Source organism: Pseudomonas sp. TE21394 (genome assembly GCF_054057835.1).
In genome coordinates, this window is the sequence record NZ_JBSRZR010000001.1 from 4424833 (window position 1) to 4441065 (window position 16233).

Annotated in this window: 15 protein-coding genes and 2 pseudogenes; 3 read left to right on the top strand and 14 right to left on the bottom strand. The window is 63.1% G+C overall.

Translation table 11 applies throughout. From position 1 onward, the window contains the following. Window positions 1-14 precede the first annotated feature (14 nt). From ACVWZT_RS20345 to ACVWZT_RS20395, 11 genes and pseudogenes are all read right to left on the bottom strand, one after another. Entirely contained in the window at window positions 15-2216 is a 2202-nt protein-coding gene (locus tag ACVWZT_RS20345; RefSeq protein ID WP_457471028.1) for an LTA synthase family protein, read from the bottom strand. Between the two features lie 135 nt (window positions 2217-2351). Next, window positions 2352-3633 (bottom strand): annotated as a pseudogene (locus tag ACVWZT_RS20350) (hypothetical protein). Between the two features lie 46 nt (window positions 3634-3679). Next, a complete protein-coding gene (locus ACVWZT_RS20355) occupies window positions 3680-4432 on the bottom strand; it encodes a hypothetical protein (RefSeq protein WP_457471029.1) in 753 nt (250 codons plus the stop codon). 45 nt (window positions 4433-4477) lie between these two features. Continuing rightward, window positions 4478-5158 (bottom strand): C39 family peptidase, encoded by a 681-nt coding sequence (locus ACVWZT_RS20360; RefSeq protein WP_296232913.1) that lies wholly within the window; start codon window positions 5156-5158, stop codon window positions 4478-4480. A 62-nt stretch (window positions 5159-5220) separates the two neighbouring features. Continuing rightward, on the bottom strand, window positions 5221-6672 hold the full coding sequence (locus ACVWZT_RS20365; RefSeq protein WP_457471031.1) for a heme utilization protein: 1452 nt from the start codon (window positions 6670-6672) through the stop codon (window positions 5221-5223). 50 nt (window positions 6673-6722) lie between these two features. Further along, the gene (locus ACVWZT_RS20370; protein WP_457471033.1) at window positions 6723-7301 is read right to left on the bottom strand and encodes an adhesin; all 579 of its coding nucleotides are present in this window, start codon (window positions 7299-7301) and stop codon (window positions 6723-6725) included. Window position 7302: 1 nt separating this feature from the next. Next, entirely contained in the window at window positions 7303-7740 is a 438-nt protein-coding gene (locus ACVWZT_RS20375) for a hypothetical protein (protein ID WP_296232910.1), read from the bottom strand. Window positions 7741-8037: 297 nt separating this feature from the next. After that, on the bottom strand, window positions 8038-8607 hold the full coding sequence (locus ACVWZT_RS20380) for an AAA family ATPase (RefSeq protein WP_457471035.1): 570 nt from the start codon (window positions 8605-8607) through the stop codon (window positions 8038-8040). Further along, window positions 8604-9170, bottom strand: a complete 567-nt coding sequence (pnuC, locus tag ACVWZT_RS20385; protein WP_457471036.1) for a nicotinamide riboside transporter PnuC — start codon at window positions 9168-9170, stop codon at window positions 8604-8606. Before pnuC ends, ACVWZT_RS20380 begins: the two co-directional genes overlap by 4 nt. 113 nt (window positions 9171-9283) lie before the next feature. Then, a complete protein-coding gene (locus ACVWZT_RS20390; protein ID WP_414707190.1) occupies window positions 9284-10018 on the bottom strand; it encodes a methyl-accepting chemotaxis protein in 735 nt (244 codons plus the stop codon). A 138-nt stretch (window positions 10019-10156) separates the two neighbouring features. After that, window positions 10157-10975 (bottom strand): annotated as a pseudogene (locus ACVWZT_RS20395) (cache domain-containing protein); the annotation flags it as partial. Window positions 10976-11215: 240 nt separating this feature from the next. Here ACVWZT_RS20395 and ACVWZT_RS20400 point away from each other — a divergent pair. Both ACVWZT_RS20400 and ACVWZT_RS20405 read left to right on the top strand, forming a co-directional pair. Next, the gene (locus ACVWZT_RS20400) at window positions 11216-12046 is read left to right on the top strand and encodes an undecaprenyl-diphosphate phosphatase (protein WP_457471037.1); all 831 of its coding nucleotides are present in this window, start codon (window positions 11216-11218) and stop codon (window positions 12044-12046) included. After that, window positions 12039-12452, top strand: coding sequence for a DUF1294 domain-containing protein (locus tag ACVWZT_RS20405; protein ID WP_457471039.1), 414 nt, complete (start codon window positions 12039-12041; stop codon window positions 12450-12452). The genes ACVWZT_RS20400 and ACVWZT_RS20405 overlap by 8 nt, the downstream gene beginning before the upstream one ends. On the opposite strand, the gene ACVWZT_RS20410 is transcribed toward ACVWZT_RS20405, so the two are convergent. Both ACVWZT_RS20410 and ACVWZT_RS20415 read right to left on the bottom strand, forming a co-directional pair. After that, window positions 12434-12820, bottom strand: coding sequence for an MmcQ/YjbR family DNA-binding protein (locus tag ACVWZT_RS20410; protein ID WP_457471042.1), 387 nt, complete (start codon window positions 12818-12820; stop codon window positions 12434-12436). The two genes, ACVWZT_RS20405 and ACVWZT_RS20410, sit on opposite strands and share 19 nt — an antisense overlap. Further along, entirely contained in the window at window positions 12813-13715 is a 903-nt protein-coding gene (locus ACVWZT_RS20415) for a LysR substrate-binding domain-containing protein (protein ID WP_296232904.1), read from the bottom strand. Before ACVWZT_RS20415 ends, ACVWZT_RS20410 begins: the two co-directional genes overlap by 8 nt. A 132-nt stretch (window positions 13716-13847) precedes the next feature. Between ACVWZT_RS20415 and ACVWZT_RS20420 the strand changes: the two genes are divergently transcribed. Then, entirely contained in the window at window positions 13848-14459 is a 612-nt protein-coding gene (locus tag ACVWZT_RS20420; RefSeq protein ID WP_457471044.1) for an FMN-dependent NADH-azoreductase, read from the top strand. Window positions 14460-14619: 160 nt separating this feature from the next. On the opposite strand, the gene ACVWZT_RS20425 is transcribed toward ACVWZT_RS20420, so the two are convergent. Beyond that, a complete protein-coding gene (locus tag ACVWZT_RS20425; RefSeq protein WP_296232902.1) occupies window positions 14620-16017 on the bottom strand; it encodes a purine-cytosine permease family protein in 1398 nt (465 codons plus the stop codon). Window positions 16018-16233 lie beyond the last annotated feature (216 nt).

The window sequence follows — 16233 nt, forward strand, 5'->3', positions numbered from 1 at the left end:
AGCGGCATCGTCAGTCATCCCGAATGGGCAATATGCCCGTCGGCCATTTCCTCCGTGACGTCATCTTCGCCGGGCAGCGCAGTAACCACGCTGAAGTCGCTCACTTCCACCTGGCCACCGCCATAGCCCAGCAAGTGGAAGGAAAACGCCTTGCGCGCGGTCGGGTTGTCAAAGCCGAACTCCATTTCCAATGGCTCATCGGCGGTGACTTTCATCTGCTCAGGCAAGCCCAGCGGGACGTCCTGTTCCGACTGCTTGGCCTTGAGCTGGATATAGGCGGCGCGCTTTGGGTCCAGCGAGCGTACCTTGACCCGCACGCGGGTGTGCGTGCCCTCGGGCATTTCCAGGTACTGCGCACCGATCAGGTTGTCAGCCCAGTCATCCTGGATACGCTTGCGCAGGCGGATCGGCGATGGGCCACCGAACTGGTAGCGCAGGTTCAGCGGTGTGTGTTGCAGGGATTGGTCGAGCACCCCGGCCAGCGCTGCGATCTGCTGGCCGATCAGGCTGTCGCCCGGGCCAAGGTAGCGTGCCCGGTCGGCGATGAAACCCTCGCTGGCATAACGCCGGCAGCGCTGCTGGAAGTCACATTCGGTGAACACACCTTGGCCGTCGTGATAGCGCAGCATGCTGTTGGTGTACGAGATCATTTCGCGACCGCTGTCATAGTCGCGGTACAGCGAGCGCCCACCCAGCGCCATGGGAATGGGCAGGGCAAAGTAGTCCAGCAGCGAGGTCGCCAGGTCGACATGGCCGTAGGTGCCACGCTTGATCCGTGGCAACTGCGCCTGATCAGGCGCCAGGGTGAGGTTGAAGCCCCACGACGAGGCCAGGCGCACGCCATCGATGCCATGGGATTCATCGGAGGTGATCACCACCAGGGTATCCTTGAGCACGCCTTGGCGCTCGAGGCTGTCGAGGAAGGCACCCAGCGCGTCATCGAGGTAGGCGACGGCCGCCTGTTTCGGTGTGTCGTAGCGCTCGAGGTATTTGTCAGGTGCCGAGTACGGCTGGTGGGTGCCCACGGTGAGCAGGGTCAGCATCCAGGGCTTGTCCTGTTTCTGCAACTGGTCGACATAGCCCAGCGCACCTTCGAAGAAGGCACGGTCGTCCTTGCCCCAGGGAAACTCCAGGTAGTTGCTGTTGCGGAACCATTCAACGCCATGCACTGCATCAAAGCCGATGTGCGGCATGATGCGGTCCTTGGCCATGAAACGCAGGCCGGCCCCCTGCAGGTAGTGAGTGGTGAAGCCGGCCTGGCGCAGCTGCGCCGGCAGGCAGGCCTGGTTGCGTTCGTTCTGGGTCAGCAGCTCGACCCCCTTGGGCGTGCCGTTGGCCAGCTTGTCGTAGTCACCACAAAGCATGGCATAGAGGCCACGGATGGTCTGATGGGTATGCAGCACGTAGTCCGGGGTGTTCATGCCGCGTTCGGCCCACTGGCTGAGCCTGGGCATCAGCTCTGTGTCGAAGCGGCTATGCAGGGCCTGGCGGTTAGGCCGCAGGTAGGCACCGGGTATACCTTCCACGGTGATTAGCAGCAGGTTGCGGGCCGTGCCCGGCCCGGCGAGCAGGCGTTGGCCATGCAGGTCGGATTGGGTCAGGCCACTGCTGGCCAGCGGCGTGAAGGTTTGGGTCTGGCCCGTCCAGCCCTCGACGTGGCGCTGCAGATCGCCGGCGGCGGCCGACATCAGTTGATGGGGGAGGTTGTACAGCCGCCATTGCTCGGCGTCGGCAGGCGCCAGGTGTTGGCTGCCCCAATGGCCAGCGATCAGCAGCAGCGGAATGGCCCAGGCTTTGCGTGGCAGCGGCTGGCTGGGTTGGTTGCGGTGGCCCCAGGTGCTGGCCAGCCAGGCCAGCAGGCCGATGCCCAGCGCCCAGGGCAGCCAGGCATGGGCCAGGCCACCGCCAGTCGAATTCTCCATGAACTGCGGGTCGGCCAGGTAGGCCAGGTCGGCGCTGGTAGGCAACCTGCCTACCGCGCTCACCAGTTCAGCCGAGGCCACCCACAAGGCGGCCCATGCCAGCAGCACGGGTAAGGCCAGCCACCAGGGCCGGCGGTGCAGCAGCAATACCAGCAGGCTGCCGAGGGCCATGTCGGACAGGTAACCGAGCGGGTTGGACCAACCCAGCATGGCGCGCGTACCCAGTGGGATCACCAGGACCAGGGTTGCCAGTGCGGCAAGCCGGGTAGGTAGGTGGTCTGACAGGTTCTTCACAAAAAATTCCCTTTTGCCATCAAAACGTCATACATCTGTGCTGGATGATAACAGCCTGGGCCAGGGAACACGTTTCGCTACACGGCTGGTAACCAAAGTCCGGGCCGCGCGCACGGGCCCGGACAATGGCAAGTATCAGAAGTAGTAGGGGAATTTCAGGCTGAAGGAAAAGTCTGGCGCATCGTCGGTCAGACCGATGGACAGGTTGGGCACGATGGTCAGATTGTCGGTGGCGGCGAAGGTCATGCCGATGTTGAAGTTGGCGGCGTTGTAGTCGCTGTTGGAGATCGACTGCCAGTCGCCGCCATCCGGTTTGATCTTGCTCTTGCTGGCGAACTGGTCGGACACCGAGAACGACATGCTCATCTTCTCGTTGAGGGCAAAGGCGATACCGCCGCCGATCTGCCACGAGTTGCCCAGCTTTACGTCACCCGGGACTTTGCTGTTGACCCTGCGGGCTGATGTCGCTGAACGAGTCTTGCATGTTGTAGGTGTAGGACAGGCTGCCGAACAGCACGGCGGGGTCGAAGGTCTTGACCAGCGAGATGCCCGGGGTGATCGCCCAGACGCCGTTGCCGGTCGGCAGGCTCTCGGGTACCGACAGGTTGTCGTTGCCGGGCACTTCGCGCAGCTTGATGCCATACGGGTCCTTGCCGGTCGGGGCCTTGATGCGCAGGGTTGCCACGGCATCGGGCCAGGTCTCGTCTTCGTCGAGGAACTTGTAGGCGATGCCGACGTTGATATCGCCGATTTCCGGGTCGCGCGTCACGGTTTCATCCGAAGTGCTCGCCCCGGCACCACCCGCACCACCGGAGGAGTAGGTGGACTGGCGGTAGACCACCGGGACGTTGATATCAAACTGCCAACGTTGGTCCAGGTTGTAGCGCGCTGTCATGTCCAGGGTCCAGTTGTCGGCCTTGATCCGGTCGAGGTTGATACTGCCCAGGAAAATCGAGTCTAGCGCCAGGAAACCGTTGAGCACCAGCGCCCGGGTGTCGTAGTGGGTATAGGTAAGACCGGTTTCGAAGCTGAACTTGCCACCGCCAAAAAAGCCGCTGGCCTCGTCATACAGGTTGGATACACTCTGCGCCGGCTCGGAATCGGCCGTCAGCGCCTGGCCGTACGAACTGCCGGTGGTACCCGGCGCGCCGGAGGCGACGGTTTGCCCGCCTTTGACCCCTTCGGCAGGGGATTTGACAAGGCGTTTTGGCGGGGGCGCTGCAGGGGTTTCCTCAACCTGGCGCACGCGCTGCTCCAGCACCATCAGCGCTTGCTGCTGGGCTTCGTAGCGGCGCTTCAATTCGATAAGTTCCTGCTTGAGGGCCTCGACCTCTGGGTCGGCAGCTGCATAGAGGAAGGTGGCCGGGGCCAGGCTGGTCAAACATACAAAAGCTCTGAGCGTTAACGATCGGTGCATGGAATTGCCGTCCCTGCCGACTACTTTTGATGGAACTGAGCGTAGATCAATATCCAAAAGTACGAAGACCTTTCAGCTGGTCGAGGCTGCCGTTCAGCGAAGCCGCTGTCGGCACGCTTTCGCGCATGACCACGTTGAGTGAGGTGATGTTGTTGACGCGGTTGCCGCTGCCCAGCAGCGTCGAGTTCTGCATCAGGCCGCCCTGGGCCAGGCGCTGCATGCTGCTACCCTGGTTATTGCTGGCGTTGATGGTGAACTGCACACCCATACCGCTGGCGGAAACGCTAAGCGCACCTGCGCCGTTTTCGCCGGTCAGCGTCTGGCCGGTGCCCAGCGCCTGGCCCTGCGGTTGCGCGGTGGGCGCCTGGCTGGCCTTGGTCACATTGATGTCGACGTTGTTGTAGGCGGTATTGTTGTCGCCCGCCGCGCGGACCACCTGGGTGACACCCTCGGTGGTGGCAAGCCCGGCACCACCCGTCACGGTACCATTGCCGGCAGCAGGGGCCCCGGCTGACGCCGTGCCGCCGCCTTGTTCGTCGATCATCGACACATAGAATTGCGGCTTGATGGTCGACTGCTGTACCTGCAGGGTGCTGGTCGCGCCGATCACGTCGCCATGGGCATTCTGCCAGGTGCTGGTCATGACGATGCCGAAACTGACGATGCGCCCCGGCATCACATAACGGCCACGCAAACTCGCCAGCTCATGGTCCTTCAGTTCGACGGGCCTGAAGGTTTCGGCCTGGATGGGCAGGCTGGCTGCCAGGCACGCCATGGCCAGCCACAGTGGATTCCTCATGCTTGCTCCCCGGAGCGTCCATGCCCCTTGTCGTTCGACGAGTCGTTAGAAGAAATCGCTCTTGATGAAACCGAAGTCCAGCAGCTCGGCATCCTGCACCGGGGTGAAGTCGTTCACCCGGCCCTTGGCGGTCAGTGGCAGGGGCGGGTCGAGCAAGACGTTGTTCTTGTCGTAGCCTTGGCCGATCACGGCGAAGATGATGCCGTTCCAGCCTTTGAGAAAATCGTCGACCTTGTAGCGTTTGTGGCCCAGCACCGGGTCACCGACATACACCCAGCCCTTGTCGACTTTCTGCATGACCACGAAGTGTTTGTAGCCGCGTACATCCATCAGTACCACGACCGGGATGCGCACGCTGTGCAGGGTCTCGGGCGCCACCCGGTAGCCGCGGGCACGCATGCCGAGGCTTTCCACGTAGCGTTTCATGTCGAGCATCGAGAAGCCTTGCGTGCGCACCAGGTCCTGGTCGGCGTGGGCCAGCATGCCTTCGATGATCTGTTGCTCGTCCACATCCAGCCAGTAAGCCTGGCGCAGGATGGTGGCCAGGGCGGCGGCGCCGCAGCTGAAGTCGGTTTTCTGTTGCACCAGGTCGGCAAACTTGCGCTCGCGCACACTCTGGACGGGTTTGAATACCACCGCGCCGCCCGGCAGGACGGACAGCGGCATTTGTGCAGCCTCGCTCACGCTGGCCAGGCACAGCAGACACGCCAAGGCGATAATACGCATGATCGGATGCCTTCCCTTCGTCTTCTGGAAAGGCCCCCCGAAGGGGGCCTCAAGCACAGCGATCAGAACGAGGTGTTGGAAATGGCCAGCGAGTTGCTTTGCTGGTTGCCCACCCCAGCCGCCACGTTCACGCCCAGGTTGCCGCTGCCGCCATTCACCGAACCGCTAAGGGTTGCAGTGTTGGTGACAGGGTTGGCCCAGCCGGTCGGGGTCAGCACTTGGAAGGACACGGTATTGCTCAAGTCGTAGGCACTGCTTTCGCTGTAGCTCTTCGACACGTCGTTCGAAGATTGCGACGACTTCTCGCCAGACTTTTCAAACGCCGATTCCGATGCATTGGCATACGACGACTCGTGGGCCTTTTCATACGAAGAGTCGCGAGACTTCTCGTAGCTCGATTGCCGAGTCTTGTCGTACGACGAATCGAATGCCTTCTCGAACGATGCGTCATAGGCGCTTTCCTGCGAGCGGTCGACGTCCACGTTGAGCGAGGCATTGAGCGAGGCATCGAAGCTGTCGGTGCGGGTGCGCTCGCGGCGGCCGTCATCGGTGCTCAGGGTACGGGTAGCATCAGCTGCAGCGGCCAGGGTGGCGCTCAGGCTGGAACTGCTCGACGAACTGGCGTTGCCGGCCATCGAGCCACTGGCGTTCCAGCTGTTGGAGCCGCTGGCAGTGGCGCTGTGCGACCCGCTGGCGTTGGTGCTGCTCGAGCCACTGGAGCTCCAGCCATTGGAGCCGCTGGAGCTGGCGCTTTGCGAGCCGGCCACGCTGAAGCTCGAGGAAGCACTGCGGTCGTCGGTCGAGTTGAACGTGCCCTCACGCGAGCTGGAACCACTCTTGCTGGTGGTGAAGGTCAGCGTGTCCACGCGGTAGGTGCGGTCGGCGCCGTTGTTGACCACCAGCCCCGGGCCGTTCTGCTCGGCCGAGGCGGTGGCAGTGGCATTGCCCAGCGGAGCACCCGTGTTGGCGATGGCCATGGTGTTCTTCTGCTGGTTCAGGTCGCCACCGGCGATGTTGACGCCGACGTTGCCCTCTGCGCCATCGGCCGAGCCGGTCATCACTGCCGAGTTCTGCGTGGACCAGTTGTCGACGCGGTTGTTGTTGCTGAACTGGCGAACGTCAGCGGTGGCTTCGGCGGTACCGAACACGAAGCTGTTATCCAGGCTGGACTCGGACGATGCGTTGGCAATGGCCGCGGCATTATCCTGCTGGTTACCGTTACCGGCTGCCACGTTGACCCCCACGTTGCCGCTGGCACCGGTGGCCGAGCTGCTCATCTCGGCTTCGTTGATGGTGCCTTGGTTGGTGATGGTGTTGCCGGTGCTGCGCTGGCTGTCAATGGCGTTGGCAGTGGCAAACACAGGGATCCTGGTGGGAGGAGGCGTGTGCTGCCCGTTATTGTGGTGACCGTTGTGGTGCCCGCCACTCCGGCCGTTCTGTTCAGCTTGTACAGCAACAGCCATGACCGCAGCAATTGCGAAAACCAGAGGCTTGATTGCCATCGAGGGTTTCATGGTGATTCTCCGTACGTTATCAGGTTAAGTGTCGTTCTTGACTGAACGGGTCAATCCGCGACCCGGATGCTCAGGGTGTTGGCCATGCGGTTTCCCACCCCGGCACTCTGGTTCAACTGGATCACGCCACGGCTACCGGTGAAGGCCTGGTCACTGGTGGTGACCTGGCGATGGCCAGTTGGCGTGTCAATTGGACCGGAGCTGTTGAGCAGCGCCACGTTCTGCTGCAGGAGGACGCTGTCATCGATGCTTTGCGGCTGGGCACCGATGCTGATGCTCAGTGCGTTCGCTTGCTGGGTATTGGCGCCGGCGCTCTGGTTGACCCCGAGGGCACCGCTGCCGTTGCTGAAGGCGTTGCCCTGGATAGCCGCGCCGGCATCCATTGCCGGGTTGGCGGGGGTACCCAGCCGTTGTCGTATCTGGGTGCTGGCGTGTGCTTCAGGCCCGACGGCAATGGCGCGCGCATTCGCCTGCTGTTGCTGGTCACCTGCGGCCTGGTTGACCGAGAGGTTGCCCTGGTAGCGGCTACCGGAGCTGTCGATGTCAGCGTGGTTGATCACGGGGACTGGCGATTGGGCGAGCGCCGAGGCACTGCACAGTGTGGCCAGGACCAGCAGGGAGGACTTCATGTCACTTGCCTCCCCCGGTCAGGATCTGCAGCGGGGCGAGGCCACGCTGCACGCTGGAGTTGACCATGTTGGCAATACCATTGCCGGAGCCTGTGCCACGCCCGCCGGACAGGTTGGGCAGTTGCGTCTGATTGCCGAGGTTGCCGCCGAGATGGTTGGTCTGCTGGGTGATCATGTTGCTGATGCCGGCGCCGCTGCTGATGTTGGCGAAGTCGCCATCGCTCAATTCATTGGTTTGCCTGAGGACATGGGCAGACGGGTTGGCATTGACGGTGGTGGGGGACGGATCGGGGATCAGCGGCGGGACCGTCGCGTTACGCGTCTGCACGTCTCGGGTAATGATGATGATGCCCTTGTCTGCCTGCGCGGTCAGGCTCAACGAACCCAACACGCAGCCCAGCAACAGCAGGTGATGAAGGCCTTTGTCAGTTTTCCTCACGACGGCAACTCCTTCTGTGCGTGCTGGCCCCGCAGCGATGCGAACGGGAAAGCAGAAGGTGTGCCGCTTTTGGGAAAACGTGATGGATCAACAGGTTGGCGCGAGGGCGTGGCAAACTGCGGCGTGTTCTGTCTCAGCCGTGAAACAGGCAACTGCGGGGTCTATCGGCCAGGTCAAGGGGAGGCTTTGCGCGGGAAGGGATTTGCGCCGGTGTTTCAGCACGTTGACACTGACGGCGGAACCGGGCAAGGCCCCCGCAGTTTCGGGAGCCTTGGCCCACCGCGCTGTGTCGGCGGTTTAACACATGGTGGGGCTAGCTGGCGCATCGCTATCAATCAGCCTAGCTACTGTTTGCAGAGCCAGCAACTGGCGCTGCGGCCAATCGCCCTCGATTATCTTGTACGCCTGGTGATGCCGCTGCAGCCAGTGCAGGCTGTCGTCGAAAAAGCGCTGGCGATCGCTCAGTGCTGGCTGGCTGCGTTGGCCATCGGCTACCCAGTCCACCCCTTGCGGACTCAGCAACAGGTGCAGGTGATACTTCCGCGCGAGCAACGCCGGCTCCAGCCATGCCGGGCAATCTCCGAACAGGGCCTGGCTCCAGAGCATGTTGCTGAGCAGGTGGGTATCCAGAATCAGCAGTGGCGGCGCCTTGGCACGGGCGCGGTCTTCCCACGCCAATTGGCCGCGGGCGATCGTGGGAATATCGGCGTAGCAGGTGTCGCGGCATTCCCGGTCAATGAAGTGGCGCACGTATTCGGCCACCACCACGCCGCCGAAATGCGTCTGGATCACGCCGCTGAGCCAGCTTTTACCACTGGATTCCGGGCCGCACAGCACCAGTACTTTCATCGCCTGGACCGCGCTCATGGCTGTACCAGTGCCGGGTCGCGATGCCATTCCAGCCAGCCGCGCAAGGCAATGACGGTGAGCACGACGAAGAAGCCCGCCGTGAAGTACAGTTGCTGGTGCAGGTACTGGCCTACGTAGATGATGTCGACTACCACCCACAGCGGCCAGCACTGCAGGCGTTTTTGTGCCATCCACCATTGCGCGACCAAGCTGAAGCCGGTCAGGCTGGCGTCCAGCCAGGGCAGGGCGGCGTCGGTCCAGTTGGCCATGGCAGCGCCCAGCGCGGCGCTCAGCAGCACCCCGGTGGCCAGGCCGGTGAGCAGCGCCGGGCGCTGCAGGCGCGACACCTGGCGGGCGTCTTCAGCATGGCCCGGGCGTTTCCATTGCCACCAGCCATACAGCTGCAGGAGGGCATAGGCCAGTTGCAGCAGCATGCCTGAATACAGCTTTACCTCGTAGAACAGCCAGCCATAGATCAGCACCATGACCAGGCCGATCGGCCAGCACCAGGCGTTCTGCTTGACCGTGAGCCAGACAGCGATGACGCCGAGGACGGCGGCGATGAGTTCAAGGCCGGACATCGGCGATCCTTGGAGAGACTATCGGAAAGAGCGGCGATTGTAGCGGGTCGGTTGGGCCAGGTGTAGGGCGTCGGGGCATTCGGGGCTGCTTTGCAGCCCCGGTATTCCTGACGTTACACCTTGAACTGCCGCAACAGCTGTTCCAGCTCTTCGCTCAACCGCCCCAGCGCCGCGCCGGCTTCGCTGGACTGCCGCGCCGCATCGGCGGTCTGTTGCGACAGGCCGGCGGTATCCAGCACGTTGCGGTTGATCTCCTCGACCACATGCGACTGCTGCAAGGTGGCGCTGGCAATCGAGGCGTTCAAGGCGGTGAGGTTGTTCAGCACCTGGTTGATGGCGTCCAGGCTGGCACCGGCTTCGCGGGCTTGCTCGACGGTCTGGCGCGAGGCCTCGCTGCTGGTGTCGATGGCCTTGACTGCAGCGTCCGACTGGCTTTGCAGGTGCTCGATCATGGTGTGGATCTCGGCCGTCGACTGCGCCGTGCGTTGCGCCAGCAGGCGCACCTCGTCGGCGACCACCGCGAAGCCTCGGCCTTGCTCGCCGGCCCGTGCCGCCTCGATGGCCGCGTTCAGCGCCAGCAGGTTGGTCTGCTCGGCGATGGAGCGGATCACGTCCAGCACGCCACCGATGCGTGTGCTGTGCCCGGCCAGGTCACGGATCACCTGCACGGCCTGGTCAATGGTCAGCGACAGCTGGTCGATCTGCGCCAGGCTGCCGTGGATGGCCTGCTGGCCGTGCGCCACCTGCTGCTGCGCAGTACGCATTTCCCCGGCCGCCTGCTCGGCGGTCTTGGCCACGTCCTGCACGGCGTAGGTGACCTCGTTGACGGCGGTCGCCACCTGGTCCATCTGCAGCGATTGCTGGGCGCTGTGCTGCTGTGCGGCACCGGCATTGTCACCCACATGCCCGGCCGACTGGGCGAGGGCATGGGCCGCCCCTTGCAACTGGCCGACCACACCTTGCAGCTTGCCGTTGAAGCGGTTGAAGTGCTCGCCCAGATAAGTGATTTCGTCGCGGCCGTGGGTGTCCAGGCGCCGGGTCAGGTCGCTTTCGCCGCTGGCTATGTTGCCCATGGCCTGCACTGCTTCCTGCAGCGGGCGGGCGATGCTGCGGGCAATCAGCATCACTACCAGCGCCATCAGCAGGGCAATGGCCAGGCCGACCAGCGAGGCGTCGCGCAACTGGCGGTTGAACTCGGCCTGCACGTCATCGACGTAGACGCCCGAGCCGATGATCCAGCCCCACGGCTTGAACAGCTGGATATACGAGGTTTTGGCCACTGGCTCGCTGGCACCGGGCTTGGGCCAGCGGTAGTTGACCGGCCCGGCATCCTGTTTGCGGGCCAGGGCGACCATCTCGTTGAACAACGCAAAGCCGTCGGGGTCGCGAATGCCTGACAGGTCCTGGCCGTCGAGCTTGGGGTTGGCCGGATGCATGATCATCTTCGGCCCCAGGTCGTTGATCCAGAAGTAGTCGTCATGGTCGTAGCGCAGCGCGCGCACCACTTGCAACGCCTGTTGCTGGGCCGCCTCGCGGCTGAGCGTGCCGGCCGTCTCCAGGCCTTGGTAATAAGCCAGTACGCCGGCGGCAGTCTGCACCACGTGGCGGGTCTTTTCCGCCTTGGCCTGGTACAGGTCGCCATGGATCTGGCGCAGCATCAGCAGGCCCAGCACCAGCAGCATGGCCACCGCGACCAGCAGGATCAGCCACAGGCGGCGGCTGATAGACATCGATCTCAGGGTTTTCATCCACAGCTCCCGCATTGTTCTTTTTATTCCGGTGCATCCAAGCATGCTTTCCGCCATGGCCCTACTCGACTAATGGCTAAGTGCTATGCGACTGATAGCCTGCAGCGGTCGTACGAGGCGATTGCAAAGGCGCTCTGCTAGGATGTCGGCCGCGCAAGATGAAACCTTTAGACGGGGCGAACTTTTCTGCTGGCATTGCGCCCAACAGACGCTGTAAAACAGCCAGGCCGCGCGCGGCAATTTCAAGCAAATCAAGAACAAGGGGCCTGCAACGAGCAGCGCTCCAGCGGGGGAATGATGGATTTTTGGACTGCCTTTCAGGCAATCATCTTGGGTGTGGTCGAAGGGCTGACGGAGTTTCTGCCGATATCCAGTACCGGTCACCAGATCATCGTCGCCGACCTGATCGGGTTTGCTGGCGAACGGGCCATGGCGTTCAACATCATCATCCAGCTGGCGGCGATCCTGGCGGTGGTGTGGGAGTTCCGGGGCAAGATTCTCGACGTGGTCTTCGGCCTGGCCAGCCAGCCGACGGCGCGGCGTTTCACCGGCAACCTGCTGCTGGCATTCCTGCCAGCAGTGGTGCTGGGCGTGCTGTTCGCCGATTTGATCCATGAATACCTGTTCAACCCGATCACTGTAGCGGCGGCATTGGTGGTGGGTGGGGTGATCATGCTCTGGGCCGAGCGTCGCCAGCACCGTGTGGAGGTCGACCACGTGGACGACATGCGCTGGAGCCATGCCCTGAAGATCGGCTTCATCCAGTGCCTGGCGATGATTCCGGGCACTTCGCGCTCCGGTTCGACGATTATCGGCGGCCTGCTGTTCGGCCTGTCGCGCAAGGCTGCCACCGAGTTTTCGTTCTTCCTGGCCATGCCGACCATGGTGGGGGCCGCGGTGTACTCTGGCTACAAGTACCGCGACCTGTTCCAGCCCAGCGATCTGCCGGTCTTTGCCCTTGGTTTCGTGACCTCGTTCATTTTCGCCATGATCGCAGTGCGTGCGCTGCTCAAGTTCATTGCCAACCACAGCTACGCGGCGTTTGCCTGGTATCGCATCGCCTTTGGCCTGTTGATTCTGGCGACCTGGCAGTTCGGCTGGGTTGACTGGGCGACGGCACATGGCTGAGGCAACAAGGGCAGCACCGCGGGAGGGCGTACGCAAGGTGCGCCTGAAGCTGCTGCTGTTGGGCCTGCTGTGCCTGTTGCCAGGCCTGGGAGTGGCGCGCATGGCCTGGCTCGACCAAGCCTGGTGGCTGCTGGCGTTGTACCCGGCGATGAGCCTGATCAGCCTGCTGCTGTACTGGCAGGATAAACAACAGGCGCGCAGCCAAGCCTGGCGTACGTCGGAAAAGGTGCTGCATGGCAGTGAGCTGCTGGGTGGCTGGCCGGGGGCACTGCTGGCGCAGCAGCTGTTTCGGCACAAGACGCGCAAGGTCTCGTATCAGCTGGTGTGCTGGGGCATCGTGCTGCTGCACCAGGTGTTCTGGGCGCACTGGCTGTTTCTTGACGGGCGTTATCTAGCCTTTGGTTGATCGCAAGGACACAACAGCAACCCTGCCTGCAGCCGCTTGGGCAAGCGCCGCACCACCAGTTGGTGCGAGCGCCGCAGTAAATCACACAGTTCCTCGCGCGCCATCGGGTAGGGCGGCGCCATGCTGATCCAGCGTGCCCGCGCCAGATACGGCGCAGGCCGCACCCCCGGGCGGTCGCAGTAGCCGAGAAACAGCTCGTCGGCCACTTTGAACGACAACCCCGCGCCCGCCAGGTCGAGTACCGCGAACATCTTGTTGCCCGCCACCGAGAACACCCGGATGCCGCCCCACTTGTAGTCTTCCCGCGCCCCTGGCAGGCTCTGGCAGAACGCCGCCACCTCGGCTTCGCTCAGGCTTCGCTCAGACATACTGTTCTCCACAGGCCTCGAATGACGCCGCCAGATGGTCGATCCACACCCGTACCGCCGGCAGCAAACCCCGGCGGTGCGGGTACACCGCCTGCAGGTAGCCGCCCGGTAGCGACCAGTCCGGCAGCAGGCGCACCAGTTCGCCACGTTCCAGTTCTTCTTCGCAGAACATGCTGGGCAGTGCGGTAAACCCGAGGCCAGCCCGTACGGCTGCATTACGTACTACGAAATCATCGATGGCCAGCCGCGGTTCCAGGGCGATTTCCTGCCGTTTACCGTGGGGGCCGAACAGGCGAAAGTGTACCAGGCGGTCCGCTTCGGCGGCGCCCAGCACCGGTAACGAGGCCAGTTCGGCGGGTTCGCGGATGTGGTCGGCGAAACCCGGTGCGGCAACCAGCTGCATCTGTGCCTGGCGCAGGCGGCGGGTGACCAGGGCCGGGTCTTCATCGCCCAGGTCGCGTACCCGCAAGGCCACGTCGATGCCTTCGGAAATCAGGTCGACGCGGCGGTTGAGCAGCACCATGTCCAATTGCACCAGTGGATACTGCTCGAGAAAACGGCTGACGACATCCGGCAGGAACGCGTGGGCCAGCGCCACCGGGCAGGACACCCGCAAGCGCCCACGCGGCTCGCTGCTCATGCTGGCCACCGCTTCGTCGGCGGCTTCGGCCTCCAGCAGCATGGCCTGGCAGTGGTGCAGGTAGCGCTCGCCCACGGCGGTGAGCTTCAGTTGCCGGGTAGTGCGTTGCAACAGGCGGGTGCCCAGGCGTTCCTCAAGCTCGGCGATGCGCCGCGACAGGCGGGACTTGGGGATGCCCAGCTGGCGCCCGGCGGCTGCGAAACCACCGGCTTCGACCACGCGGGCAAAGTAGAAAAGGTCGTTGAGGTCTTGCATGGGAATGTCTCACTGTTCCATATGTGGGACAAACTAACGCATTTTCGAGGTCTTATCACTCATTGGCTACCCCGATAGGATTCTCCCATCCTGATCGCCCAACGCTGCGGTCGTCATTCACAGGAGAATCCCATGAAACTGTTGCATATCGATTCGAGCATCCTGGGCGACAATTCCGCCTCTCGCCAACTCAGCCGTGAAGTGGTCGACGCCTGGAAAGCGGCCGACCCGAACGTGCAAGTGGTGTACCGTGACCTGGCCGCTGACGCCATCGCTCACTTCTCCGCTGCCACCCTGGTAGCGGCAGGCACCCCGGAAGACATGCGCGACGCAGCCCAGGCCTTCGAAGCCAGGCTGAGCGCGGAAACCCTGGCAGAGTTCCTTGCCGCGGATGCGGTGGTAATCGGTGCGCCAATGTACAACTTCACCGTGCCGACCCAGCTCAAGGCCTGGATCGACCGCGTTGCCGTTGCCGGCCAGACCTTCCGTTACACCGAGGCCGGCCCGGAAGGCCTGTGCGGCAACAAGAAAGTCGTGCTGGTGTCGACTGCCGGTGGCCTGCACGCTGGCCAGCCGACCGCTGCCGGGCATGAAGACTTCCTCAAGGTGTTCCTCGGCTTCATCGGTATCACCGACCTGGAAATCGTTCGCGCCCATGGCCTGGCTTACGGCCCTGAGCAGCGCAGCCAGGCGATCGACGCTGCCCAGGCGCAAATTGCCAACGAACTGTTCGTTGCTGCCTGAGTCAAGTACCAGACGCTGACGCTGTAGCAGCGACCTTGTGTCGCGAAAAGGGCCGCCAAGCAGCCCCAGAGAACTCGGCGCTGACGCTGAAACTGGGGCGGCTTTGCGGCCTTTTCGCGATACGAGGCCGCTAGGTTGCTGCAGGCCGTGTCTGCGCGGTTCAGTGCGTCCCAGGCACGATCATCGACGCTGGCGCGTGGTGTGCCTGCTGACGCGCCACCAGGTAATAGAGCACGCTCGGCACTACCAGGCCGATCATCCACGATACATCCACGCCGCCCAGGTGCGCGACCATCGGCCCGGTGTACAGCTTGGTGTCGATGAACGGCATCTGTATCGCCACACCCACGGTGTAGACGACGATCCCGGGCCAGTTCCAGCGGCCATAGCGGCCTTGCGGGTCGGCGAGGGCAGGGATGTCGTAACGCTCCTTGGTGATGAAGTAGTAGTCGACCAGATTGACCGCACTCCAGGGCACGAAGAACGTCAGCAGGAACAGGATGAACGACTTGAACGCGCCGAGAAACGAATGCTGGCCAAGCAGGGCGAGCAAGGTGGCCGCACCGACGATAGCCAGTACGAACAGCAGGCGTTGTGCGCGGCTGACCACCAGGTGGCCACGGAAACCGCTGATGATGGTGGCGATGCACATGAAGCTGCCATAGGAATTGAGCGTCGAAATGGTCACCTTGCCGAAGGCGATGCAGAAATACAGCAGCGCTGCGGTGCCGCCGGCACCGCCCAGGCCAACGATGTAGGCCACTTCGCGACCGGAGAACTGGCCGCCGGCAATGGCGACGGCGAACACCCCGAGGACCATTGACGCCTGGGCGCCGATCACCGAGCCCAGGCCTGCGGCGAGGAAGGTCTTGAGTGGTGAGGTGCTGCTTGGCAGGTAGCGCGAGTAGTCGGCGACATACGGGCCGAAGGCGATCTGCCAGGATGCCGCCAGTGAGACGGCCAGCAGGAACGATGCCCAGCTGAAGTGGCGGTTGTCGAGCAACTGGCCGATGTCAGCCAACATCATGATACGGCTGAACAGGTAGACGAAGGCAATGATGCCCAGCACACTGGCGACTCTGCCGATCCAGTGGATTACCCGGTATCCGGCCAGGGTGGCGAGCACGATGACGCTGGCGAAGATAAGGATGCCGGTGCTGTCGCTGACGCTTAGCAGCTGGCCGATCGCCTGCCCGGAGAGCACCGTGCCGGTGGCAGTGAAGCCCAGGTACATCAGGCATACCAGTACCATCGGTATGGCCGCGCCGTAGACCCCGAACTGAACGCGGCTGGAAATCATCTGCGGCAGCCCCAGGCGCGGGCCCTGTGCAGCATGCAGGGCCATGACCGCGCCGCCGATCAACTGGCCGAGCAGCAGGCCGATCAGCGACCAGAACACATCACCACCGAGCACCACGGCCAGTGCGCCGGTGACGATGGCAGTGATCTGCAAGTTGGCGCCCAGCCACAGGGTGAATTGGCTGTACACGCGGCCATGGCGCTCAGTTTCGGGGATGTAGTCGATCGAGCGCCGCTCGATTACGGGTTTGCTGGACATACGCTGCTCCGCTTCATTGTATTTGTCTTGGCGAGTCAGTCATCGGCGGCAGGCGAGGCCGATGATATCGCCAGCAATATCAGCATGTATATACAAGTAGGGTCAAGTGAAGTTGCCAAGGTAAAACAGTGCACTGTTGCGTAAGGTTGGGCAGCAACTGTGCTGGTGGCCGGTGAAGGAATGGCCTTATGCTGTAACGAAATATGTCTAGAACGC